This is a genomic window from Caballeronia humi (genome assembly GCF_001544475.1).
Taxonomy (GTDB): Bacteria; Pseudomonadota; Gammaproteobacteria; order Burkholderiales; family Burkholderiaceae; genus Caballeronia; species Caballeronia humi.
This window is the reverse complement of the sequence record NZ_FCNW02000057.1, coordinates 1-23,285: the sequence shown is the minus strand read 5'-3', so window position 1 is coordinate 23,285 and position 23,285 is coordinate 1. Positions and strand designations below refer to the sequence as shown.

Here is a 23,285-nt window from a genome sequence, read left to right as displayed (position 1 = left end):
CGTCAGTCTCCGCCCGTCACGCGCAGCACTTCCTCGAGCGACGTCACGCCCATCTCGAGCCAGCGGTTTGCGTCCTCGCGCAGCGTGCGCATGCCGTGCTCGCGGCCGGCGGCGAGAATCTCGGCATCGGCGGCGTTGCGGTGGATCAGCGGACGGATCGGCTCGTCGATCAGCAACAGTTCGTACACGCCGCGACGCCCCGCGTAGCCCGACTGCCCGCAGCGGTCGCAGCCGACCGGATGCCAGTGCGCAACACCTTCCTCGGTGCGCTCTTCCTTGCACACCGGGCAAAGCTGTCGCACGAGCCGCTGCGCCAGCACGCCGAGCAGCGACGAAGCCAGCAGATACGGCTCGACGCCCATGTCGGTGAGACGCGTGACGGCAGAGGCGGCGTCGTTCGTGTGCAGCGTCGCGAGCACCAGGTGGCCCGTCAGCGACGCCTGCACGGCGATCTGCGCCGTTTCGAGGTCGCGGATTTCGCCGATCATGATGATGTCCGGGTCCTGGCGAAGAATCGAACGCAACGCGCGGGCGAAAGTCATGCCGATCCGCTCGTTCACCTGCGTCTGGCCGATGCCCGAGAGGTCGTATTCGATCGGATCTTCCACCGTCATGATGTTGGTGGTAGTCGTCTCGAGCCGCGACATCGCGGCGTAGAGCGTGGTCGTCTTGCCGGAGCCGGTCGGGCCGGTCACGAGCACAATGCCGTGCGGACGGCCGATCAGCTTGTCGAAATGGACGAGCGTGTCGCGCGCCATGCCGAGCTTTTCGAGATTTAGCCGCTGCGCGTCCTTTTCCAGCAGACGCAGCACCGCGCGTTCGCCGTGACCGGTCGGCAGTGTAGAAACGCGCACGTCGACCGCCCGGCCGCCGACGCGCAGCGTGATCCGCCCGTCCTGCGGCAGCCGCTTTTCCGCGATATCGAGCTGCGCCATGATCTTGATCCGCGAGATCAGCGCGCCGTGCAGCGCTTTTTTGGGACGGACGACGTCGCGCAGCGTGCCATCGACGCGAAACCGCACGACCGACGCGTTCTCGAACGGCTCTATATGAATGTCCGACGCCTGCTCGCGCGCGGCCTGCGTCAGAAGCGCGTTGATCATGCGGATGATCGGCGCGTCGTCCTCGGATTCGAGCAGATCCTCGACTTCGGGGATGTCCTGCATCAGCCGCGACAGATCGACCTCGCCCTCGACCTCGCCGACGACCTGCGCCGCGCTCCCATCGTTGCGCGCGTACGCCGAGTTGATCGCGGCGGCCAGTTCGTCGACGGGCACGCGCACCACCGTCAGTGCGCCGAAATTGCGCGCGACTTCGGCGAGGGCGGCGTCGCTGGTTTTATCGCTGATCCAGACTTCAATGCTCTCCGCGTGCTGATGCGCGACGAGAATCTGCCCGGTGCGCGCAAAGCCGTACGGCACGAGGCGCGCCGCGAGCGGCGACGGCAAGCCGCTGCCCGTGACGTGCGGCGTGCCGGCGGTGTCGGCCGGGGCTTGGGCCGTGCTCACGGCCGCGCTCCGGCGTCGCCGTTGAGCGGCATGCCGGGCACCGAGTTGTTCGGGACCGCGTAGTTGGTGACGCCGTTCGTCGCCGGGGCCATCGGTTGCGACCCCTGCGGCACCTGCTGCGCGCCCTGCGGACCTTGCGGCGCGGCCTGCGCGTTCGGGTCCTGCGGCAGCGTCGAGCTGCCGTTTTGCGAGCGCGTCGTCTCGCTCCAGTTGAAGAGGTTCTGCGCCGGCACGCCGCCCTGGCTCGGGCCGATCGGCTGCGGCGGCAGCATCGGCACGTCCTTGTCGCGGATCAGGCGGTTGTCCGTCGTCGAACCGTATTGCTGCTGGCGCAGATAATCGTAGCGCTGGTTCGCGATCTGGGTGGACGTGGCCTGGTCGCGCACGATCACCGGGCGCAGGAACACCATCAGGTTGGTTTTCGTGCGTGTCTTGTTTTCGCTGCGGAACAGGCTGCCGATCCACGGAATGTCGCCGAGCAGCGGAATCTTGCTGTTGCCCGCGTTGTACTGGTCCTGCATCAACCCGCCGATCACGACGATTTCGCCGTCGTCGGCCATGATGGTCGACTGGATCGAGCGCGTGTTGATCGTCACACCGCCGGGATTGTTGGTCGTGGTGGCATCGACGCTCGAATCTTCCTGATAGAGCTGCAGCTTCAGGATGCCGCCCTCGGTGATCTGCGGCTTCACGTGCAGCGTCACACCGACGTCACGCCGGTCGAACGTGTTGAAGGCGGTGACGGACGTAGCCGTGTTGGCGGTAGGCGTGGCGTAGGAGCCGGTCACGACCGGCACGTTCTGGCCGACGACGATCTTCGCTTCCTCGTTGTCGAGCGTGATGAGGTTAGGCGTCGAGAGAATGTTGGCATCGGACGACGTCGACAGCGCCTGCAGCAAGCCGCCCAGGCCGAAGAAATTGCCGAACTTGTGCAGCAGGCCGACGTTCAGGCCCTGCGCAAGAAGCCCGGTCTGTCCCGAAAGCGCCGACGGATTCTGCGCGACGGCGTTACCGGAAAGCGTCAAATCAACGATGTTCGTATTGCCGCTGCCAAAGCTCGAACTGCCGTAAACCGCGTTGTTGCCGCCGTTCGACATCAGGAGACCCTGCCACTGGATGCCGAGATTCGCACCCGTCGTCGCCGACAATTCGACGATCAGCGCCTCGATGTACACCTGCGCGCGGCGGGCGTCCAACTGGTCGATGACTGTGCGCAGATTGCGGTAGACGGGATCGGGCGCCGTGATGATCAGCGAATTCGTCGCGGCATCGGCCTGGATCATGCCGCCCTGCTGGTCGCCGCTGGTGGAATCGCTGTCCTTGTTCGAGAAGCCCGTGTCCTTGGTCGTGCCGCCGCCCGACATCGGGTTGCTGCCCGAGGCGGAGCTGCCGGACATGCCACCCGGCAGCGGCGGCATGCCAGCCGTGCCCGTCGAGGACGAGCCCTGATTGTACGAATTGGAGTTGTTCAGGCTGTTCGACGCTGCGTTGCTCGTCGAATCGCTGCCGCCGCCGCCTTTGCCCAGCATGCCGCGCAGTGTTTTCGCGAGGCGCGTGGCGTCGGCGTTGCGCAGCGCCACGACGTGCATGTTGCCCGGCTGCGTGGTCGGCGTGTCGAGCTTGAGCGTCAGTTGCTTCGCCGCCTTCAGCCGCGCGTCGCTCGATGCGCGCAGCATCAGCGAATTGGTGCGCGCGTCGGGCGTAACGGTTACTTTGAGCGTCGGATCGTTGCTGCCGATCGTGCCGGGGTCCAGCAGCTTGTTCAGCTGCTCGGAAACATCGAGCGCGTTCGCGTTCTTCAGTTGCACGACGTCGAACGAGCGGCCGGCGGCGGTATCGATTCCCGCGATGATGCTGGCGATTCGCCGCACGTTGTCAGCGTAATCGGTGACGACGAGCGTGTTGTTGCCCGGGTAGGCCGCGATCGTGTTGTTCGGCGAGATCAGCGGGCGCAGCACGGGCAGCAGGTTATTCGCCGACTCGTTGTGCAGCGCGAAAACCTGCGTGATCACCTGATCGCCGCGCGCCGCCGGCGCGTTGCCGACGTAGGTCGGCACGCCCTGCAGCTTCGCGTCGGCCTCCGGCACCACTTTCAACACGCCGTGATCCTGCACGAGCGCAAAGCCCTGCATGCGTAGCGCGGATTGCAGGATCTTGAGCGCCTGCTCTTCCGGGACGGTATTTTCCGACGTCAGGTTCAACTGCCCCTTCACGCGCGGATCGACGATGATCGTCTTGCCGGTCGCCGCTCCGATCGCGCGGGCAACCTGATCGATATCGGCGTTGACGAAATTGAGCGTCACCTGCGCCTCGGCGATTTGCGCGGTTACAAGTCCTGCCATCAGCAGTGCCGTCGCGGCGCGACGCAGTGCCATACGTTTTCTTCTCATGGAGTGTGATTTCAAGGCCAGGGCGCGTGACGCCCGAGGCCGGCTGCATCGTGCCGTTCAAACCGCGGAAAGCGCCGGCCGGCAACGCATTCGCGCCGGTCGTGCAGGAATGCCTATATCTCAAAAACGAGAACATTAGCAGCTTTTAATGTCCGGATTGTCACAATGGGTCCGCCTTTGGGCGATCCGGACAAACATCTTGCAGGCTCAAGCTTTCAAAAATCCTGCCGTCAGACAGCAACGAGTTGCATGGAACCAAAAGTGACTGTTCACGGATTGATACGCTTTTGTGCCAAAAACGTGAATTTTAACCGGTCTGGACGGCTTATTATTCATACCTTTAATCGTTGTCCGATAGACGGGCTATGCTTCGCCTCGTCTAGCCGCCTGGCGCCAGAGTCCTTGCGTATGTCTGATGGCCAACTTTTGGACCAAATAGTCTGCCGTTATCATACGGGCGGTTCCCGGTTGCGGGCGGTTGGCGTCGAGGCGGGGTTTTCCCGGTGACGCACACGTGGCGAGGCCGTTCGCGGCTTCGCGTGCAGTAGATGGATCGCGCCCGCTGGGGGCGCATGGATGGAATGAAGATGAAGAAAATCCTGCGATGTTTTGCGATCGGCCTGGGCGCTTGGGTGTCGGCTGCCTCCGCGCACGCCGACTGTTTCGACGAAGCGGCGAAGTACCAGAAAGTCAATCCGCTCATCCTGCGCGCCATTGCGTGGCAGGAATCGCACAACAAGCCGGATGCGATGAACAAGAACGCCAACGGTTCCATCGATTACGGCCTGATGCAGATCAACTCCATCCATCTCAATACATTGCAGCAGTACGGTATTTCGAGCGGCGAGCTGATGCAGCCGTGCAAGAGCGTCTATGTCGCCGCGTGGCATCTGCGCCAGAAGATGAACAAGTATGGCAATACGTGGCAGGCGGTCGGCGCCTATCATTCCGAGACGCCCGCGTTGCGCGACAAGTATTCCCGTCAGATCATCGATATCCTGAGCCGCTGGAAGTTGCTGCAGGCTTCGCGCTGAGCGAAGTCGAGCTGAGCGCTTCTGTCGCAGGGCGCCAGTTCCGGTTTCGCCCTTTCGCGCGATGGCGCAGCCCCGTTTTGATGCACAATTCCCTCTTCCCGCACCGGCGCGCGGCCGTTTAGTTGGTTTGCACCGCGCTCGTCCGTGACGCGCCTGCCCGCCTGCCAATCCTCACGCTCCCATCGCAATGAACCAGCCGCCCATTCCAGTCACCGTGCTCTCCGGATTCTTCGGCGCGGGCAAGACTTCGCTCCTGAATCACCTGCTCGCCAACGGCGAAGGCCGGCGGATCGCCGCCGTCGTCAGTGATCAGGCCGATGTTGGCCACGTTCACATGTCGGCGGGATGCGAGCGCGTTTTGCTGCGCGACGACCTCCCCGCGACCATCGAGCGACTCGCGTCCGAAGCGCGTTTCGACGCGATCGTGATCGAATCGACGGGCGCGTCGGACCCGATGCGCGTCGCCGAGGAAATCGCGCTGGCGGAGAGCGAAAGCTCGGCCGACTTCGCCGACATCGCGCGCCTCGACACGATGGTGACGGTCGTCGACGCATCCAGTTTTTTGCACGACTACGGACGCAACGACTCGCTCACCGAGCGCGACATGACCGACGACGAGGACGACGATCGCACGATCGTCGAAGCGCTGGTCGAGCAGATCGAATTTTGCGATGTGATTGTCGTGAACAAGACGGACCTTGTGACGCCTGAGGCACTCACGCGGCTCAAGCACATCCTGCACGGCCTGAACCCGCGCGCGGAGCTTATCGATGCGCGTTTTGGCGACGTGCCTGCGGCCGAAGTCGTGAATTCCGAGCGCTTCGATTTCGACGAAACGGCGAGCGCGGCCGGCTGGCTGATGACGCTCCACGGGCAGCGCGAAGCGGACGAAGCAGCGGAAGCGGCCGGCATCGCGCATCTGGTCTATCGGGCGCGCAGGCCGTTTCACCCGCAGCGTCTGTGGAATCTGCTGCACGAGGAATGGCCGCACGTGCTGCGCAGCAAGGGCTTTTTCTGGCTCGCGACGCGCAACGACGTGGGCGGAACGCTGTCTCAGGCGGGCGGCGCGTGCCGTCATGGTCCGGCGGGCGTATGGTGGGCGGCGCAGGACCGCAGCGAATGGCCGACGGGCGATGCGGAACTGGAGGCGGAAATCGTCGCGGACTGGCACGGCGACCCGGACGACAACACGGTCGGCGACCGGCGTCAGGAACTGGTGCTGATCGGCGCCGATCTGGATGCGTACGCGTGGCAAGACAAGTTCGATGCCTGTCTTCTCACGGACGACGAATGGGCACAGGGTCCCGAGGCCTGGAAGCGTTTCAGCGATCCGTTCCCGTCATGGGACATGGAGGACCACGATCATGACCATGACCACGATCATGACGACGACTGCGATTGCGGGCATCACACGCACTGATATTGCTGCGCCGCGCGGAATGCGGCAGACGAAAAAAAACCCGCCTGCAGCGGCGGGTGATTTTCCAGCTTGTCCGGCTTGCGCGACTGGCTGGGAAACTTGCGAAATGCGTTGCTACAAAATGTTCCCGACCGGGCGAGCCAAAAAGGCAGCCCAACGATCGGCGTAGCACTCAACGCTTGTTCACTGCGTCCTTGAAAGCCTTGCCTGCCGTGAACTTGACGGTCTTGGCTGCCGGAATCTTGATGGATTCGCCGGTCTTCGGATTGCGGCCGGTGCGCGCTGCGCGCTTGCCCGAGCCGAAGCTGCCAAAGCCGATCAACTGCACCGCGTCACCCTTCGATACAGCCTTCTTGATCACTTCGAGCAGCGTGTCGAGCGTTTCGCCGGTTTGAGCCTTGCTGGCGCCGGTCTGAGCGGCTACGGCGTCGATCAGTTCCTGTTTGTTCATTAAGGTTCCTTTATCAGTTTAGGTTGAGACGAACAGCGCGAACGCGCCGATTATACGTGCGCAGGCCTTGCAGTCGAGTGGTGGCGGCATTCCGGCGCCCCCGGCCGCTGATCTGGCGTCACTCCACATCATGGCCGTCCTGCCGTCTCTCTATGCGGCGCTTGGTATCATAACGCAGCGCAAACCCAATCAGGATAAGGGTTTCAAAGATTTACCCTTAATTTTTGAACCCGTTTTCCCATTATTGCGGCTTGCCGACCCAGGGACCAACCGATGCTACGCGAGCTGATCGTCGAATACGGGTTGTCGTTGGTTTTTGCCAACGTGCTTCTCGAGTCCCTCGGATTACCCCTCCCAGCCTTGCCCACATTGGTTCTCACGGGTGCGATCACCACCGCCGCAACGCTCGTTCCGGGCCCCGCTGGGTGGCTTCCCCAATTGCCTTTGCTCGCTATCGTGGGGGTCGCGATGGCGGCGGCGCTCATCGGCGACGTGCTCTGGTTCTGGCTCGGCCGGCGATATGGCAACCGCGTCCTGCGCTTCCTCTGTCAGCTCTCGATGTCACGCGATACCTGCGTGTCGCGCAGCCTCGGCTTCTTCGACCGCTTTGGAGTGCGCGTGCTGGCGGTGTCGAAGTTCATTCCCGGCTTGTCGACGCTCGCGATTCCGGTTGCCGGCGCGACGGGCGTCGGCTTTGGCACCTTTCTAATGTATGACGCGATTGGCTGCGCGCTGTGGGCCGGGCTCGGCGTCGCGCTCGGGACGATGTTCGCGGCCGCCGTCGATACCGTTCTCGCGTGGCTCGACTGGCTTGGACGCGGCGCGCTGGCCGTCATCGGCGTGGCGCTCGTGCTGTATGTCGCCGTGAGATGGTGGCGCCGGATGGCGCTGCTCAAGCGGCTGCGCATGACGCGCATCGATATCGCGCAGTTGCGTGCGTTGCTGGATGGCGAGCCACCGCCCGTGATCGTCGACGTGCGGCGCGAGATGGGCCGCAAGATCGACCCGTACGTGATTCCCGGCGCGCTCGCCCTGCGCGATGGCGACGCTGCGCCGCAACTCGCCACCCTGCCCCGCGACCGCAAACTCGTGATGTATTGCGACTGCCCGAACGAGATCTCGGCGGCGCTCGCCTCCGAGGAGCTCAAGTCGCACGGTTTCGTCGATGTCGCGCCGCTCGCGGGCGGATTGTCTGCGTGGCGCGCGGCGGGTTATGCACTCGAGCCGATGCTGCTCGACGCTGCGGCGCACGATGCGATGCGGCGCGTTGCTGGTTCAGCCCCTTCCGAATGACCGATCCGCTCTTCCACGCGCATGACCTTCCCGCACGCTGGGCGCGGCGGCGCAGCTTTGTCATCGTCGATACGCATTTCGGCGATGGTCACGCGTTTCTTGCCGCCTTGGCCGCGTGGCGTGCCGATCCCGAGCGATGCGAGCGGCTGCATTTTGTATCGATGGGAACTCTGGATACGCTTGATCGCGCGCCGCTTGAACTCACGTCGATCTGGCCGATGCGCGTAACCGGCGTACATCGGCTGGAACTGGAAGCGGGACGCGTCGTGTTGACGCTTGCTATCGGCGATCCCGGCGAGATGCTGCAAAAGCTATGGCTGCGCGCCGATGCGTTCAATCTTCACGTCGATGCCAGCGACGATCCGCGTCCGCTCTGCAAAGCGCTCGCGCGGATCGCGGGCGACAACGCGACCGTCGCTGCTGATGCGCATCCGTCATTGCAAGGCGCGCTCGAAGCGGCCGGTTTTGCCTGCGATGAACCCGCGCCCCGCTTCGCGCCGCGCTGGCGCGTGCGCCGCCACGAACCACCGCTCGCGGCCGATGCGCCCGAGAAGCACGCGATCGTGATCGGCGCGGGGCTCGCGGGCTGCGCGGTGACATCGCGCCTCGCCGCGCGCGGTTGGCGCGTCACGCTGATCGACCGCAACGACGGCGTTGCGCGCGACGCGTCCGGCAACCCCGCTGGCGTCTTCCACCCGATCGTCTGGCGCGACGACAGCCCGGCCGCTCGCCTTACGCGCGCGGGTTTCCTGTACGCACTGCGTCACTGGATGGCGCTCGAAGACGCCGGCCACGACCTGCAGCGAACTCGCGACGGCCTGTTGCAAATCGCCGATACGCCCGCAGACGCTATCGCCATCGCCGATGCCATTGCGCGCTTCGGCTTGCCGCCGTCGTACGCGGTCGCGGCGACGCGCTCGGATGCATCGCGGATCGCGGGCGTCGACGTAGCGCGCGGCGGCTGGTTCTTCGCGCGCGGTGGCGCGATTTCACCGGCGGCGGTGTGCGCGGCACAGTGCGCCGCTGCAGGTCGCGCGCTGACGCGTATTTTCTCGACGCAAATCGACCGCATCGAACACGACGGCCGCGCCTGGCGCACGTTAGATGCCACAGGCGCAGTTGTCGCGCGCGCGCCCGTCGTCGTACTCGCGAACGCACACGACGCGATGCGGCTCGCGCACCTCCACGGCCAGCCGACGCGAGGTGTGCGCGGTCAGCTCACCGTGCTCGATCCGTCACCACTAGCCGGGTTGCGCGTGCCCGTGATCGGCGACGGCTACGCGGTGCCGCTCGCGCCGCAGCGCACACTGACCGGCGCCACCTACGACATCGACAGCACCGACGGCGAGGTCCGCTCAGCCGGCCATCGCGAGAATCTGGAGCGGCTCGCGCGGATGCTGCCGTCGTCGAATGTCGAATTGAATCAACACGTTGAAGGACGCGTCGCGTTTCGATGCGTGACGAGCGACCGCATGCCGATGATCGGCCAACTCGCCGACGAAAGCATCGCCCGCGCCGAGGCCGCGCGTCTCTTGGGCGCATGGCCACTCGACTTGCCGCGCGCGGCGGGCCTTTACGGGGCGTTCGCGTTCGGGTCGCGCGGACTCGTCTGGTCGATGCTCGGCGCGGAACTGGTCGCTTCTCAGATCGAGGGCGAGCCGTGGCCGATCGAGCGCGAACTGGCTGAAGCGCTAGACCCGGCGCGCTTCCTCCTTCGCGCCCTTCGTCACGGCGAATTCAAATAAACGCCTTATGTTATCCACCGCGACCTGTGGATAACGTCGCGAAGAGGAAGCGAAAGACTTGTGCACTCGCTGTGCACGTAAACGGGACAACTTCGCGCCGGGCCTCGCCGCCCAAAAGTTGTTCCGACTTGCGGTTAACCGCCGCACACGATGACGATGGGCTTCTCCTTTCCGCAAGCCCTTGAATTGGTTTCGAAAACGAGAGTTATCCACAGAAACCAGAGGTGCTTGTTAACTGCTACTACGTATACCTACGGTAAACATGTAGACACCTAACCCGAGGGCTATCGGACGAAGTAAAACCGCCAACCATTGGAGCGAACAGTCGTTTTTTCCTGTATCTCCTGTGATCACGGTCCGTTTTACCTGGTTCAAGGGGTCTCGTCGGTAGCGCACTGTCTTGTCCATCGACCTATGGCACAATCGCCGTTCTTCCCGCGTCGCGCCGCTCACACGGCGTTCGCCTTCAAAGGAACGATGGTCGTCCGGTCAGAATCTGATCACTAACGCCGAGACCATCGTTCGTTGTGTCCGGTCCTGCATTCCGAGCCGGGTTCGTACGCCACGCCGTCAAGTGACTGGCGGCGCGCACGGCCCAGCGGCCTGGGCCGGCGCTTCGTCTAATCAATGCACGGCCTGCTCGTGACGCCGTGTTCGGTTCGAATTTCGTTTCGCCTGAGTGAACCAACGCTCGATGTTCGGACGAGTCGCTCTGTCCGCGGGCGTTTCGCTGTACACGCGCAAGTCACGTTGCTGCTCACGTGCTCCATCTGCTGGAAGCTGCAAGGAAGTGCTTTGCACAGACCAGAAAGGCGCTGAAGCGCCGGGTACAACACCGTTGCATGGATCAGGGCAAAGGCGCTGAAGCGCCAACCTAGTCAACGCACATGGGACCGGAGTAAGGCGCTGAAGCGCCAATTCCGGTCGACAAAGGAGAACTCAACACGATGAATTCGGCATTTTCGTTTCTACCCGCCTGGCCGCTCGTGCCCGACGCCATTTTCTGGGCCGGCGTCGCGCTCGTCGCCGCGGGCCTCTGTGGCGAGCTGCTGTGGCGTGCCTGGCGGCTGCCGCGCATCACCGGCTACGCAGTGATCGGCCTGATTGCGGGCAACGCGGGTTTCGGCGTGATCAACGTCAGCGACGCCGGTCTTTCCCGGCCACTCCTCGACGTCGCGCTCGGCTTGCTGCTCTTCGAACTCGGTAGCCGGCTCGACCTGCGCTGGATCCGCCGCAATCCGTACCTGATTCTTTCGAGCATCGCGGAATCGACGCTTACGTTCGGCTTCGTGCTGATCGCGCTGATGCTCTGCAATGTGCCGACGATGCAATCGGTCGTGATCGCGGCGATCGCGATGGCAACCTCGCCCGCGATGGTCATCCAGTTGAAGACCGAGCTCCGCGCCGAAGGCCAGGTGACGCAGCGGCTCCTCACGCTCACCGCGCTGAACAGCATGTACGCGGTCGTCGTGGAAAAGCTCGCGGCCGGCGTGCTGCATCAGGAAATCTACGGCAACACGTTCGCAACCATCGTCCAGCCGCTTTATCTGCTGATCGGTTCGCTCGTGCTGGCGTTCCTGCTCGCGCGTGCGTGCAACCTGCTGTACCGGCGCCTGAACGCGAACGACGAGCATTCGTTCGTCGCACTGTTCGGCCTCGTGCTGCTGGCGATCGCGGTCGCGCATCTCTTCAAGCTCTCGACGATTCTCGCGCTGCTCGCCGCCGGCATCATCGTGAAGAATGCCGACGAACGTCCGCAGCTCTGGCCGACGCACTTCGGCTCGGCCGGTTGGCTCCTCACCGTGATTCTGTTCGCGCTGACGCTCACCGCGTTCGCATGGAGCGACATCGTGCTGGGCGGCGTCGCGGCGCTCGCGCTGATCGCGGCGCGTTTCTTCGGCAAGCTGATCGGCGTCTTGATCTTCGCGAAGCCGAGCGGGCTCGACTGGAAGCAGGGCGCGGCACTCGGCGTCGCGCTCACGCCGATGTCGGCGCTCGCGTATCTCCTCGTCGACGACATGTACGTGCTGTATCCCGACTACGACCCGACGTTGCGCGCGATCGTGATGTGTTCGATCGTCGTGTTGCAGATCGTGGCGCCGTTCGTGGTGTATCGAAGCCTCTCGGCGGTCGGGGAACGGCGCGAATAGCGGGAATTGCGCCGCCGTTAAGGAATGGAAAGCATCATGCAATCAATGAAAAGTATCGATTAATCAAGAGGCGTCATGTCACTCGAACCCTTCATCAACTCTGAACCGTTCACGTTCGGCGTCGAGCTGGAAATCCAGGTCGTCAACACGCACGACTACGACCTGACCAAGGCGGCATCCGACCTGATGCGTCTCATCAAGGACGAAAAAATCCCGGGCAACATCACGCCGGAGATCACGGAAAGCATGATCGAGCTGTCGACGGGCATCTGCACGACGCACGAGCAGGCGGTCACCGATTTGCGCGCGATCCGCGACACGCTGGTCGCCGCGGCCGATCAGCTCAACGTCGGTCTGTGCGGCGGCGGCACGCATGCGTTCCAGCAATGGAGCGACCGCCAGATCTACGACACGCCGCGCTTTCAGTACATCTCGGAGCTCTACGGCTATCTCGCGAAGCAGTTCACGGTGTTCGGCCAGCATGTGCACATCGGCTGTCCGGACCCGAACAGCGCGCTTTTCCTGTTGCATTCGATGTCGCGTTTCATCCCGCATTTCATCGCGCTGTCGGCGTCGTCGCCGTATATCCAGGGCGTCGATACCGGCTTCCACTCGGCTCGGCTCAATTCCGTATTCGCGTTTCCGCTGTCGGGCCGCGCGCCGTTCGCGCTCACCTGGGACAGCTTCGAGGAATATTTCGGGAAGATGGTGAGCACGGGCGTCGTCAACAGCATGAAGGATTTTTACTGGGACATCCGGCCGAAGCCGGGTTTTGGCACGATCGAAGTCCGCGTGATGGACACGCCGCTCTCGGTAGACCGCGCGGCGGCGATCGCGTGCTACATCCAGACGCTCTCGCGCTACCTGCTGCTCGACAAACCGCTCACACTCAAGGAAGACGATTACCTCGTCTACACGTTCAACCGGTTCGAAGCGTGCCGGTTCGGGCTGGAAGGCGTCTGCATCAATCCGCAGACGGGCGAGCGGCGCACCATCGCCGAAGACATTCTCGAGACGCTCGATATCCTTGCGCCGCACGCGGAGGCGCTCGGATCGACGGAGGCGCTGAAGCAGGTCGGCGACATCGCGCGCGGCAACAAGAACGACGCGACGTGGCTGCGTGGTGTCTTCGACAAGGAGAAATCGCTGCACGAAGCGGTACGGCAGCAATGCCTGCAATGGCGCCAGTAGCCGCTCACCGCGCCTCAAACGAACAACCCGCTTTCGAGCGGGTTTTTTTACGAAAATTTTTGTTCGGCAGTGGACAGTGCGTTCGATGGAGCAGGCCTAAGGTTTACCTACAGGAAGTCGTATACATACGTAATAGTAGTTAACAAGCAGCGCCCGATTCTGTGGACAACTGCAAAAAGGCACGTAAAGTCAAGGTTCTAGCGTCGAGATAAGTGGCCTCGATTTGCGTGCATCGTGCGCCGGAACCCGGGAAAACGCGAAAGGGTGTCGTCGTCGAGCGGGAGTTATCAAGAATCGGCGCACATCGAATCGATGACTTTTCCCACGGGTTATCCACAGTGTCGCGTGAATAACTAAGGTGTACGTTTGTTCCGTGTCGCTTAGAATGTCGTCTTTGCCGATTCTTAAGACGATCGGCAAATTTAAGAAAGCGTCAGCAGCAACATAAGACGCAAGAGAGTTGCAATGTCCCATCGGGCGATACTTCGTTGGATTGGTACGCCTGAATTTTGAGACGGCAGGCGCTGTCGACCGGCAACGGTTGGCGGAGAAGCTCGTGGCGAGCGCCGGGTGGCATGTCCGGGCGGCGAATCGCGTGCGGGATGCCCGCCGTCAAAACACATAAGCGGAACAAGAAGCGAAAGACTATGAGCGAAGGCGTTTACGGAGAGCAGGCGAAGGGGCGGGTGACCCACGGCCTGCTGAGGCTGAGCACGGCGATGCGCAGTCAGGCTTGGGAATGGGCGGAAGGTGCGGGGCTCACGCCGACCCAGGGTGAAATCCTCGTGCTGCTGATGCAGCGCAAGGGGCCGATGCGGCTAGGCGAAATCGCGCGCGAGACCGCGCTGACCGCTGCCACCACCAGCGACGCGGTCAGCACGCTGGAAGGCAAAGGGCTCGTCGAAAAGCGTCGCGCGCTCGACGACGGCCGCGCGCTCGCGGTGCGTCTGACGACGCGCGGCCGCGCGGCGGCGAAGCGCGCGCTGCAATGGCCGGACTTCCTCGCGAAGGCGGTCGGCACGCTGCGCGAGGACGAACAGGCGGCGTTCTACCGGACACTCCTCAAGACCATCCGTCAACTGGAAACGCAGGAGCAGATCCCGGCGCACCGCATGTGCCTGTCGTGCGCGCATTTCCAGGCGAGCAAGAATCCAAAGAAGACGCCGCATCACTGCGCGCTTCTGCAGATTTCGATGGCTGATACCGATCTGCGACTCGATTGTTCGGTATACGAAGAAGCGGACATCGCCACGCAGAAGAAAAGCTGGAAGATTTTCGCCCAGGTGGCTTAAACATCGCCTTAAAAGTGGCATGAAGCGCCATCCGGCAGGGATGTGAGCTTTTCTGCGAGTCGGTTAGACTGTGCCGGTCGCGCCCCCATTCAGGGAGCGCGGACGGTTACCCATTCGCAGCCCCAACGCCACGGAATCCTGCCGATGAAACATGAAGTCCTGGCGATCCGCCACGTCTATTTCGAAGATCTGGGCAATCTCGAACTGGCGCTCGGCGACCGCGGCCATTTCGTGCGGTATCTCGACGTCGGCCGAGGGCGCATCGATGCCCCGAATCCACTCGATCCGTCGCTCATGGTCGTGCTCGGCGGCCCGATCGGCGCCTACGACGAAGCCAGCTATCCTCATCTCGTGCCGCTTTTATCGATGCTGGAAAAGCGCATCGTGGCGGGGATGCCGACCATCGGCATCTGTCTCGGCGCGCAGTTGATCGCCCGGGCGCTAGGTGCGCGCGTCTATCCTGCTGCGGAAAGAGAACTCGGCTGGGCGCCGCTTGCGCTGACCGACGCTGGCCGCGCGTCGGCGCTGCGGCATCTCGACGCTGATGGCCAGTCCACGCCCGTGTTCCACTGGCATGGCGACACCTTCGATCTTCCCGACGGCGCCACGCATCTCGCGTCGACGCCTGCTTGCCAGAATCAGGCGTTCACGTGGAACGAGCACGTGCTCGCGCTGCAATGCCACCCTGAAGTTCTCGCCGATCGCTTCGAGAGCTGGCTCGTCGCGTATCCCGGCGACATCGCGCAAAGCGGCACGACCGCGACGCGGCTGCGTGCGGACACCGCGCGCTTCGGCCCGGGACTGGAGCGCGCCGCACGCGCGATGTTCGGCGAATGGCTCGATCAGTTCGATTTCAGGCAGCGAGGCGAGTAATTCAATGCAGACGATTCTCGACGCCGTGCTGATCGGCCAGGTCGCGCCGCTCGGCACCCAGGGCAAAAAGAGCGCGATCCACAAGACGCTGGTGCACGAACGCGTGCGTGTCGGCGAAACGGGTCTCGAAGGCGACCAACAGCACGAGCGAAAACATCACGGCGGCCCGGAAAAGGCATTGCATCACTATTCGTTCGATCACTACGCCGTCTGGCGCGACGAATGGAGTAACGACGCTGCCGGTATCGAACGCTTTCGGATGCCGGGTGCGTTCGGCGAAAACCTTTCGACACGCGGCATCGACGAAAGCGATGTCTGTGTCGGCGACGTGTTTCGCATCGGGACGGCGATCGTGCAAGTGTCGCAGCCGCGCCAGCCTTGCTGGAAGCTCAACCTGCGATTTTCTCGCGACGACATGTCGCGCCGCGTCCAGGACACGCGCCGTACCGGCTGGTACTACCGCGTGCTGGAGCCGGGCGAGATGGGCGCGGGCGACGCCGTCGATAGGCTGGCGCGGCCGCATCCGCAATGGAGCGTCGCGCGGCTGTTGCGTGTGCTGTACGTCGATCGCGATGACCGCGCGTCGCTCGAACAGATGGCCGCGCTCGATGCGCTGACGCCGTCATGGCGCAAGACGGCGCAAAAGCGTCTTGAAAGCGGCAAGGTCGAATCGTGGGCGAGCCGTCTGGATACGCCATCGAGCCAGCGCGCCGACGACTGACGCCACGCGCTTGCGGACCAAGGCCGCCGCTGCAGGACCAAAAGCGAAGTGCTATTCTCGATCGCAATTTTCCTCACCGGACACCCGTCATGAGCGCATTGTTTTCTCCCGCCACGTTGCGCGGCGTCACGTTGCGCAATCGCATCGTCGTGTCGCCGATGTGCCAGTATTCCGCCGAGCGCGGCGAAGCCACCGCGTGGCACATGATCCATCTCGGGACGCTTGCGCTGTCGGGCGCGGCGATGCTGTTCATCGAAGCGACCGCGGTCGAGCCGGACGGTCGCATTACGCCCGGTGACCTCGGCCTCTGGGACGACGCCACCGAAGCGGCCCTCAAACCCATCCTCGCCGCGATCCGCCAGCATTCGCACATCGCCGTGACGATGCAGCTCGCGCACGCGGGCCGCAAGGCGTCGAGCCATGTGCCGTGGGACGGCGGCCAGCAGATCGCCGTGTCCGATGGCGGATGGTTGGCGTCCGCGCCGTCGGCGATCCCGCACAAGGAAGACGAAACGCCGCCGCTCGCACTCGATACTGCCGGACTGATCCGCGTGCGCGAGGCGTTCGTCGCCACGGCGAAACGCGCGGACCGGCTCGGTATCGACGCACTCGAACTGCACGCCGCGCACGGGTATCTGCTGCACCAATTCCTGTCGCCGATCGCCAATCAGCGCACTGATGAATACGGCGGCTCGCTCGAAAACCGCATGCGCTTTCCGCTCGAAGTCTACGACGCGATCCGCGCCGCGTTTCCCGCCGATAAACCGGTCGGCGTGCGCGTGTCGGCGTCCGACTGGGTCGAGGGCGGCTGGGGCATCGAGGACACCATCGCCTTCGCCAACGAACTCAAAAAGCGGGGTGTCGACTGGGTTGATGTATCGTCGGGCGGCGTATCGCCGAAGCAGAAGATTCCGCTCGAACCCGGCTACCAGGTGCCGTTCGCGAAAGCGGTGAAGGAAGCGACCGGGCTCAACACGATCGCCGTCGGATTGATTACCGATCCGATGCACGCCGAGGAGATCATCGAAAGCGGCGAGGCGGATTTCATCGCGCTCGCACGGGCACTGCTCTATAACCCGCGCTGGCCGTGGCATGCGGCCGCGCAACTCGGCGCGACGGTCGAAGCACCGCCGCAATACTGGCGCTCGCAGCCGCGCGATCAAAAGGCGCTCTTCGGCGATATCTCGTTCGGCCAGCGCTAGAGCCCGCGCACCGCCAAAACAGGCGCGTCTGGTTGAACTGGTGCGCGCCTACCGTGTACGATGCCGATTGTCCGGACGCACAAAGCATCCGGCACGATGAACGCGGCGCCTTTGAGGCCGTCGCGTTTTTTTCATTCCCGTTTCCGTCCGTACGCCTCCCGCGCCTCACCGTGAGACGCGCGCGCGATGCGGCGGCGCGGGCGTCAATCAACCCTCCACAGCGATCGTTATTTAAGGATTCATTCGATGAGTTCACGCAGGGTCACCGTTCGCCGCTCGGGCGTGCATGGCAAGGGCGTGTTTGCCGCGAGGCGGATTGCGGCGGGCGAGCAGGTGATGGAATACAAGGGCGAGCGCATTTCGTGGAAAGAGGCGCTGCGCCGTCATCCGCACAATCCGGAGGAGCCGAACCACACGTTCTACTTCGCACTCGACGACGGCCGCGTGATCGACGGCAAGATCGACGGCAACAGCGCGAAATACATCAACCACTCGTGCGCGCCGAATTGCGAGGCCGAGGAAGCGGAAGGCCGTGTATTCATTCATGCGCTTCGCGACATCGAACCGGATGAGGAGCTGTACTACGACTACGGTCTCGTCATCGACGGTCGCATCACGAAGAAGCTCAAGAAGGAATACGAGTGCCGCTGCGGGTCGAAGAAGTGTAGGGGAACGATGCTCGCGCTGAAGAAGTAGGCATCGCGAGCCATGAAAAAGAACGCCACGGCAGCGATGCCGTGGCGTTTTTTATGGCGCGGGCTTCGCGGCCGGCGTGCGGGGCTTGAGCGGCATGTGCACGACGAAGCGCGCGCCGCCCTCCGGCGCGTCTTCGTAATGCACGCTGCCGCCGTGCAGCACCATGATGTCGTGGACGATCGCGAGGCCGAGGCCCGCGCCGCCTTCCACCGTCTGCCCGTCGCCGCGGAAAAAGCGCTTGAAGAGATCCGGCTGCTGGTCGTGTGGGACGCCCGGGCCGTTGTCCTCGACCGCGATTTCGCCGAAGCGCTTGCCGGCGGTATCGATGAATTCGGTCACGCTCAATGTCACGCGCGCGCCGTCCTGGCGGAACGGCGGGATGTACTTCAGCGCATTGTCGATCAGGTTCGCGATCACTTCGCGCACCAGTACCACGTTGCCGCGCACGAGAAGCGGATCGTCGTTCTCGGGATCATCGAGGCGCTGGAATCCCAGATCGACGCCGACCGTCAACGCGCGCGGCACCCACTCCGCGCCGGTTTCGAACGCGAGCGCGGCACAGTCGAAATCGGAGAAGCGCGCGGCCTGTTCGCCCGGCTCGGCGCGCGCGAGCGACAGCAACTGGTTCGACAGCCGCACCGCGCGATCCGCCGACGCCCGCAGTTCCTTCACCGCCGCGAGCGTCTTCGCGGGATCGCGCGCGATCATCGCCTGCTCGGCGTGCAGCTTCACGGCGGTAAGTGGCGTGCGCAACTGATGCGCGGCATCGGCGATGAACTTGCGCTGTGCATCGAGCGCGGTCTTCAGGCGATCGAGCAAGGCGTTCATCGCGCTCGTAAGCGGACGAATCTCGACCGGCACGAGCGTTTCGTCGACCGGTTCTAGCGATGTGTGCGTCTGCTGGTTGAGCGTATCGGCGAGATCAGTCAACGGATTGAGCTGCTGGTTCACCACGCGCCACACGATCACCCAGCCGGCAAGCAGCAGCAAAAGCAGCGGCATCATGATCGCGACGAGAAACTCCACCGCGATCCGATAGCGCGACCCGACGCGCTGCGCCACCTCGACGACGATCGGATTGCCGGTCGGCTGGTCGACGCGCACCTGCGCCGCGCGCACGCTCGTGCCCTGGTAGTGCGTTTCGAACACGTAGGCGTAGTGGATGCGGCGCACGCTGGTGCCGGTGAGCGGCAGATCAGGCTCGCCGGCGATTTCGTTCTCGCCGTCGCTGATGCGATAGATCAGTTGCTCGACGGGATCGGAGAACATCGCCTGCGCGAGCGGCGGCACGGTGACGGGTGCATCGACGCCGGCCAGCTGGATTTGCCGCGAGATGGCGGTGGCGAGATCGGCGAGGGACCGGTCGACGACGTGCTGCGTGTACTGCCACGCGAGCCAGTACGCCATCAGACCGCTCATCAGCGCGAGCAGGGACAGCGGCGCCGCAAGGCGCCGCAGCAGGGACCGCCTGAGACTAGGCGGAGCGGAGGAACTGGTCACCTTGGACTGCGCGAGATGAAGCCAGTCTTCGCGAGCGAAACGTTCGTCGCCCGCGCGCCGGGAGGGGAATCGCAAAGTGTTCTACGGACAGCCGCTCACGCGGCCTGCCGGATTTCCTGCAACAAATAGCCGAAGCCGCGCACCGTCACGATCTCCACCCGCGTGCCTTCAAGCTTTTTGCGCACGCGGTGAACGTACACTTCGATCGCGGTATCGCCGAGATCGCCACCGAAATGCGTCAGGTGATCCTGAAGCTGCGCCTTGCTGACCACGCGGCCATGACGCAGCAGCAGCATTTCGAGCACGGCGAATTCGCGCGGCGACAATTCGAGCGGCTTTTCGTCGTTGAAAATGCGGCGATCGACGCCCGACAGCCGCAGTCCCCCCAGCGACACTTCCGGGCGCGGCACGTCGCCATGCGGGCCGCTCCGGCGCATCACGGCGCGGATGCGCGCTTCGAGTTCCTGCGATTCGAACGGCTTCAGCATGTAGTCGTCGGCGCCGCTGTTGAGGCCCTGCACGCGGTCGTGCAGTTCGTCGCGCGCGGTCAGGATGATGACCGGCGTGTGGCGGTTGCTCTGGCGAAAGCGCGCCAGCAGCGTCATGCCGTCGATGCCCGGCAGGCCGAGATCGAGGATCACGAGTTCATGGCGATTCTGCGCGAGCGCCTGCTCGGCGAAGATGCCGTCGTGGACCATGTCGACTGTGAAGCCGGATTGTTCGAGACTGCTTTGGATGCCGCGCGCGATGGGGCGGTCGTCTTCGATCAGAAGGATTCGCATGGAAGTCGCTCAAGTACAATGGGTTGAGCTCGAACCGGCGCGGGCCGGGTGAATCGCTACGGCGCGGCGGCGCGGGTTCGGGCCAGATCAAAACTGTTACGTCTAAGGCGGCACGCCGCGGCTATCGTTTCCGCCGCAAACCCTCGCGAACCGACAACTTCTGTTCCGGACATGCCTGAGATCCCGATTCAGGAACTCGAAGCAGCGATCAATTTCTGGCGCAACCGCTCGCCGTCGCGCGGGGATGAATCGAGTCTTTGCGAGGAGGTGAGCGCGCTGTCCAGGCCCTATGCGTTGTTGATTGTACAGCGCACCACATCGATGCCGTCAGAGCGATTGGACCCCAAAGCGCGCGCCGCGTGGGAAGCTTACGAGCGTATTAAACAAGGGCTTGCGGGTGAAAGCTAGTCGCCGCGGTTAGCTTGCGAAAGGTTTCTAAAATGCTTTCGAATGGCGCTTTATTCCACGTTTCGGGCGTTTCCGTCCCTTTCACGGTGTCATCGTTGGTAATACGCGCGTTACCTTTCTTCTGTCTGTAAGGTAGCGAACGGGTTCATTGGGTGGATTGCATTAAAATCGCACGATCGGCGATTAAATGCAGGAAATCATCATGATTGAACTCGATCACTTCGATCTCGCGCTTCTCGACGTTCTTCAGCGCTTCGGACGTGCAACGCACCAGCAACTCGGCGAGGAAGTGCCGCTTTCGCCGTCGCAGATCGGACGGCGGTTGCAACGGCTCGAATCGACGGGGGTGATTGAAGGTTATCGCGTCATGTTGCGGCCGGAGAAGCTCGGGCTGGGCGTCACCGCGTTCACAAGCCTCAAGCTGAAGCACCACGGCGACTCGGTCATCGAGCAGTTTCAGCAGCACATCGACTTGCTGCCCGAAGTGCTCGAATGTCATGCGACCGTCGGCGATGCGGATTATTTGCTGCGCATCGTCGCGCCGGATCTGAACGCGCTGTCCACCTTCGTGATGAAAAAACTGATGCGCGTGCCCGGCGTCGACAGTGTGCGCTCGAACATCGTCCTCACGACATTCAAGCGCAATGGTCCGCTGCCATTGGGCCACCTCTCCGCTGCGCCTGACGCCTAAGCCGCTTCGGCCAGCATATCGACGTAGGCGACCGGCACCAGGTCGCTTTGCGAGACGCCCAGCCGCGTGAACATCTCATGCGCTTCCTTTTCGCCGCCGGCTTCGTCGTCGTCCTGCGCGAGGAGCACTTCCAGTTCGATGAAATCGCCCAGGCCGTCGACGCGGTCGAGGTGAATCCGCGTGCGCCCCACCAGATACACATGCCGCTCTTTCGTGACGATGCCGCGCGTGGTCAGCGCCTGCGCGAGCAGCGCGTGCATCGCTTCCGGGTTAGTCACCGGGCTGCGTGTGTAGTAGGAGACTTTGGGGCCGTCGCGGTCGTCGCGCTGGTAGAAGATCAGCTCGGACGGCGTGCCGTCGTCGAATTGGCGCAGCTTCAGACGGCCGGTCGGGACGTCGTAGAAGAAATCTTGCTGGCGAAAGATCAGCGGCGCGTCGGATGCGAGCGCGGCTGCGCGCTCGCGAAGCGTGTCGAAGTGATGCGCGCGAGCCTTGATTTCGATGTTGCGGGCCATATGGAAAGACTCCTGGAAGCCGGTTGGAAGAGCCTGAATGCGAACACCCAGACTAACAAAATTTCGATGACGAGCGCTTGAATCGCGCGCCTGCCTTAAACCGGCCATTGATCTTCGATCAGGCGCAGTGCCGCCGCGATCACCGGCTCGTCGCGACGCTCGGAGAGGGCGATGAACGATAACTGCGTCTGCACCGTCATCCCGTCGACGATCGTCAGCGCGTGGGCATGCGCCTCTGCAAGCGCGATCGAATCACGCGCCAGCGACAACCCGACGCCCGATTTCACGAGATCCAGCATCGATGGCTCCTGATCCACTTCGGCGACGATCACCGGCGTCGCGCCCGCTGCCGCGAAGATGCGCGAGAGCAGCCGGTTGTGCGCCGATTCCGGTGGCGTCCAGATCCACGGCAGCTTCGCGAGCGCCGCCCAGTCGCGCTTGCCTTTGTTCACGCGGCTGTTCCAGCCCGCCGGCGCGAGCACGCGGTAGACGAACGGCGTCAGCGCGAGGACGTGAAAGCGCTCGCCGTCGCGCGGATCGTCGGCGGCGGGATCGCCGATGTAGAAGCCCACGTCCAGATCGCGCGCCTTCACGCGCTCGAGCACCGTGCCGGACATGCCGTGCCGCAGCGCCGTCTCGATCTGCGGATACGTTTCCACGAGCTGCCGCAGAAAGCCGCCGAGACGCAGGAAATCCGGATCGAGGATCGTCCCGATGCGCAACCGTCCGCGCACTTCATGCCGCAGTGCAGCAGCCGCGCGCTGCACCTCATTCGCGGCGGCGAGCGCCCGTTCGGCGTATGGCAGCAGCGTTTCGCCATCACGCGTGAGGAGCAATCCGTGCGACGTGCGCGAGAACAGCACGACGCCCAGCGTTTCCTGCAGATTCTTGATCTGCAGGCTCACGGCGGGTTGCGTCAGATGCAGTTGCGCGGCGGCCCGCGTGAGATTTCCCTCGCGAGCGACAGCCGCAAACGCGCGGAGAAGCGTGTAGTCCATCGGGTGATATTAGCGTGTCTTATATCACTATTGAACATATCTCATTGGATCGAGTGAGCGGGCGGCGGTACTCTTCGATCAGAAAACCATACCTACGGAGACAGGCATGAGCGAGTCACATCGGAGTGAAACGGGTGTTGCGGCGTTGTCGCATTTCATCGGCGGGCGTCGGGTCGAAGGCACGAGCGATCGCTTCGGCGATGTGTTCAATCCGGCGACAGGCGCGGTTGCGTCGCGGGTTCCTTTAGCCAGCGTTTCCGAGGTCGATGCGGCGGTTGCGGCGGCTAAAGCTGCGTTTCCCGCATGGAGCGAAACCGCGCCGATCAAGCGCGCTCGCGTCATGTTCAGGTTCAAGCAATTGCTCGATGAGCATCATGACGAGCTGGCTGAGATCATCACGCGTGAGCACGGCAAGGTTTTCACCG

21 protein-coding genes are annotated in these 23,285 nt (G+C 63.5%); 14 read left to right on the top strand and 7 right to left on the bottom strand.

What is annotated here, in order from left to right:
- Positions 1 to 2 precede the first annotated feature (2 nt).
- On the bottom strand, positions 3 to 1,448 hold the full coding sequence (gene gspE / locus AWB65_RS29580) for a type II secretion system ATPase GspE (RefSeq protein ID WP_087670511.1): 1,446 nt from the start codon (positions 1,446 to 1,448) through the stop codon (positions 3 to 5).
- A gap of 56 nt (positions 1,449 to 1,504) precedes the next feature.
- Entirely contained in the window at positions 1,505 to 3,883 is a 2,379-nt protein-coding gene (gene gspD, locus AWB65_RS29575; protein WP_087670500.1) for a type II secretion system secretin GspD, read from the bottom strand.
- Positions 3,884 to 4,485: 602 nt separating this feature from the next.
- Here gspD and AWB65_RS29570 point away from each other — a divergent pair.
- Together AWB65_RS29570 and AWB65_RS29565 are read left to right on the top strand one after the other, a co-directional pair.
- Complete coding sequence (locus AWB65_RS29570; protein WP_087670510.1) at positions 4,486 to 4,932, top strand: lytic transglycosylase domain-containing protein; 447 nt, start codon at positions 4,486 to 4,488, stop codon at positions 4,930 to 4,932.
- Positions 4,933 to 5,119: 187 nt separating this feature from the next.
- Positions 5,120 to 6,352 (top strand): GTP-binding protein, encoded by a 1,233-nt coding sequence (locus AWB65_RS29565; RefSeq protein WP_087670499.1) that lies wholly within the window; start codon positions 5,120 to 5,122, stop codon positions 6,350 to 6,352.
- A 172-nt stretch (positions 6,353 to 6,524) separates the two neighbouring features.
- Here AWB65_RS29565 and AWB65_RS29555 read toward each other — a convergent pair whose 3' ends face one another.
- On the bottom strand, positions 6,525 to 6,803 hold the full coding sequence (locus tag AWB65_RS29555) for an HU family DNA-binding protein (RefSeq protein WP_008352404.1): 279 nt from the start codon (positions 6,801 to 6,803) through the stop codon (positions 6,525 to 6,527).
- A gap of 273 nt (positions 6,804 to 7,076) precedes the next feature.
- Here AWB65_RS29555 and AWB65_RS29550 point away from each other — a divergent pair, with 273 nt between their 5' ends.
- The 9 genes from AWB65_RS29550 (at position 7,077) to AWB65_RS29510 (ending at position 17,966) form a co-directional block, all read left to right on the top strand.
- A complete protein-coding gene (locus tag AWB65_RS29550; RefSeq protein ID WP_087670497.1) occupies positions 7,077 to 8,096 on the top strand; it encodes a VTT domain-containing protein in 1,020 nt (339 codons plus the stop codon).
- Positions 8,093 to 9,841, top strand: a complete 1,749-nt coding sequence (mnmC1, locus tag AWB65_RS29545; RefSeq protein WP_087670496.1) for an FAD-dependent 5-carboxymethylaminomethyl-2-thiouridine(34) oxidoreductase MnmC1 — start codon at positions 8,093 to 8,095, stop codon at positions 9,839 to 9,841. Before AWB65_RS29550 ends, mnmC1 begins: the two co-directional genes overlap by 4 nt.
- Before the next feature lie 947 nt (positions 9,842 to 10,788).
- Positions 10,789 to 11,991: a cation:proton antiporter gene (locus AWB65_RS29540; RefSeq protein ID WP_087670495.1), complete on the top strand. Its 1,203-nt coding sequence runs from the start codon at positions 10,789 to 10,791 to the stop codon at positions 11,989 to 11,991.
- Positions 11,992 to 12,066: 75 nt separating this feature from the next.
- Positions 12,067 to 13,182, top strand: coding sequence for a YbdK family carboxylate-amine ligase (locus tag AWB65_RS29535; RefSeq protein WP_087670494.1), 1,116 nt, complete (start codon positions 12,067 to 12,069; stop codon positions 13,180 to 13,182).
- Between the two features lie 647 nt (positions 13,183 to 13,829).
- Complete coding sequence (locus tag AWB65_RS29530; protein WP_087670493.1) at positions 13,830 to 14,474, top strand: MarR family winged helix-turn-helix transcriptional regulator; 645 nt, start codon at positions 13,830 to 13,832, stop codon at positions 14,472 to 14,474.
- A gap of 144 nt (positions 14,475 to 14,618) precedes the next feature.
- Positions 14,619 to 15,347 (top strand): glutamine amidotransferase, encoded by a 729-nt coding sequence (locus AWB65_RS29525; protein ID WP_087670492.1) that lies wholly within the window; start codon positions 14,619 to 14,621, stop codon positions 15,345 to 15,347.
- A 4-nt stretch (positions 15,348 to 15,351) separates the two neighbouring features.
- Positions 15,352 to 16,068: an MOSC domain-containing protein gene (locus AWB65_RS29520; protein ID WP_087670491.1), complete on the top strand. Its 717-nt coding sequence runs from the start codon at positions 15,352 to 15,354 to the stop codon at positions 16,066 to 16,068.
- Between the two features lie 89 nt (positions 16,069 to 16,157).
- The gene (locus AWB65_RS29515) at positions 16,158 to 17,270 is read left to right on the top strand and encodes an NADH:flavin oxidoreductase/NADH oxidase (protein ID WP_087670490.1); all 1,113 of its coding nucleotides are present in this window, start codon (positions 16,158 to 16,160) and stop codon (positions 17,268 to 17,270) included.
- A 246-nt stretch (positions 17,271 to 17,516) separates the two neighbouring features.
- Complete coding sequence (locus AWB65_RS29510) at positions 17,517 to 17,966, top strand: SET domain-containing protein (protein ID WP_087670489.1); 450 nt, start codon at positions 17,517 to 17,519, stop codon at positions 17,964 to 17,966.
- Positions 17,967 to 18,017: 51 nt separating this feature from the next.
- Here the strand turns inward: AWB65_RS29510 and AWB65_RS29505 are convergent, their stop codons facing one another.
- Positions 18,018 to 19,466, bottom strand: a complete 1,449-nt coding sequence (locus AWB65_RS29505; RefSeq protein WP_235007837.1) for a sensor histidine kinase — start codon at positions 19,464 to 19,466, stop codon at positions 18,018 to 18,020.
- 95 nt (positions 19,467 to 19,561) lie between these two features.
- Positions 19,562 to 20,248, bottom strand: coding sequence for a response regulator transcription factor (locus tag AWB65_RS29500; protein ID WP_087656840.1), 687 nt, complete (start codon positions 20,246 to 20,248; stop codon positions 19,562 to 19,564).
- 171 nt (positions 20,249 to 20,419) lie between these two features.
- Between AWB65_RS29500 and AWB65_RS29495 the strand changes: the two genes are divergently transcribed.
- Positions 20,420 to 20,656 carry a DUF3717 domain-containing protein gene (locus AWB65_RS29495; RefSeq protein ID WP_087670487.1) on the top strand — a complete coding sequence of 79 codons (237 nt, stop codon included), beginning with the start codon at positions 20,420 to 20,422 and terminating at the stop codon, positions 20,654 to 20,656.
- Between the two features lie 202 nt (positions 20,657 to 20,858).
- Complete coding sequence (locus AWB65_RS29490; protein ID WP_200821825.1) at positions 20,859 to 21,347, top strand: Lrp/AsnC family transcriptional regulator; 489 nt, start codon at positions 20,859 to 20,861, stop codon at positions 21,345 to 21,347.
- Here the strand turns inward: AWB65_RS29490 and AWB65_RS29485 are convergent.
- A complete protein-coding gene (locus AWB65_RS29485) occupies positions 21,344 to 21,862 on the bottom strand; it encodes a class IV adenylate cyclase (RefSeq protein WP_087670485.1) in 519 nt (172 codons plus the stop codon). The two genes, AWB65_RS29490 and AWB65_RS29485, sit on opposite strands and share 4 nt — an antisense overlap.
- A gap of 95 nt (positions 21,863 to 21,957) precedes the next feature.
- Positions 21,958 to 22,860: a LysR family transcriptional regulator gene (locus AWB65_RS29480; RefSeq protein WP_087670484.1), complete on the bottom strand. Its 903-nt coding sequence runs from the start codon at positions 22,858 to 22,860 to the stop codon at positions 21,958 to 21,960.
- 106 nt (positions 22,861 to 22,966) lie between these two features.
- Here AWB65_RS29480 and AWB65_RS29475 point away from each other — a divergent pair.
- Positions 22,967 to 23,285: aldehyde dehydrogenase family protein (locus AWB65_RS29475; RefSeq protein WP_125474240.1), on the top strand; the 319-nt coding region annotated here is incomplete at its 3' end.

Coding starts and splice junctions, on each gene's coding strand:
- gspD (WP_087670500.1), bottom strand. CDS start 3,883: ATGGCACTGCGTCGCGCCGCGACGGCACTGCTGATGGCAGGACTTGTA.
- AWB65_RS29570 (WP_087670510.1), top strand. CDS start 4,486: ATGAAGAAAATCCTGCGATGTTTTGCGATCGGCCTGGGCGCTTGGGTG.
- AWB65_RS29565 (WP_087670499.1), top strand. CDS start 5,120: ATGAACCAGCCGCCCATTCCAGTCACCGTGCTCTCCGGATTCTTCGGC.
- AWB65_RS29555 (WP_008352404.1), bottom strand. CDS start 6,803: ATGAACAAACAGGAACTGATCGACGCCGTAGCCGCTCAGACCGGCGCC.
- AWB65_RS29550 (WP_087670497.1), top strand. CDS start 7,077: ATGCTACGCGAGCTGATCGTCGAATACGGGTTGTCGTTGGTTTTTGCC.
- mnmC1 (WP_087670496.1), top strand. CDS start 8,093: ATGACCGATCCGCTCTTCCACGCGCATGACCTTCCCGCACGCTGGGCG.
- AWB65_RS29540 (WP_087670495.1), top strand. CDS start 10,789: ATGAATTCGGCATTTTCGTTTCTACCCGCCTGGCCGCTCGTGCCCGAC.
- AWB65_RS29535 (WP_087670494.1), top strand. CDS start 12,067: ATGTCACTCGAACCCTTCATCAACTCTGAACCGTTCACGTTCGGCGTC.
- AWB65_RS29530 (WP_087670493.1), top strand. CDS start 13,830: ATGAGCGAAGGCGTTTACGGAGAGCAGGCGAAGGGGCGGGTGACCCAC.
- AWB65_RS29525 (WP_087670492.1), top strand. CDS start 14,619: ATGAAACATGAAGTCCTGGCGATCCGCCACGTCTATTTCGAAGATCTG.
- AWB65_RS29520 (WP_087670491.1), top strand. CDS start 15,352: ATGCAGACGATTCTCGACGCCGTGCTGATCGGCCAGGTCGCGCCGCTC.
- AWB65_RS29515 (WP_087670490.1), top strand. CDS start 16,158: ATGAGCGCATTGTTTTCTCCCGCCACGTTGCGCGGCGTCACGTTGCGC.
- AWB65_RS29510 (WP_087670489.1), top strand. CDS start 17,517: ATGAGTTCACGCAGGGTCACCGTTCGCCGCTCGGGCGTGCATGGCAAG.
- AWB65_RS29500 (WP_087656840.1), bottom strand. CDS start 20,248: ATGCGAATCCTTCTGATCGAAGACGACCGCCCCATCGCGCGCGGCATC.
- AWB65_RS29495 (WP_087670487.1), top strand. CDS start 20,420: ATGCCTGAGATCCCGATTCAGGAACTCGAAGCAGCGATCAATTTCTGG.
- AWB65_RS29490 (WP_200821825.1), top strand. CDS start 20,859: ATGATTGAACTCGATCACTTCGATCTCGCGCTTCTCGACGTTCTTCAG.
- AWB65_RS29485 (WP_087670485.1), bottom strand. CDS start 21,862: ATGGCCCGCAACATCGAAATCAAGGCTCGCGCGCATCACTTCGACACG.
- AWB65_RS29480 (WP_087670484.1), bottom strand. CDS start 22,860: ATGGACTACACGCTTCTCCGCGCGTTTGCGGCTGTCGCTCGCGAGGGA.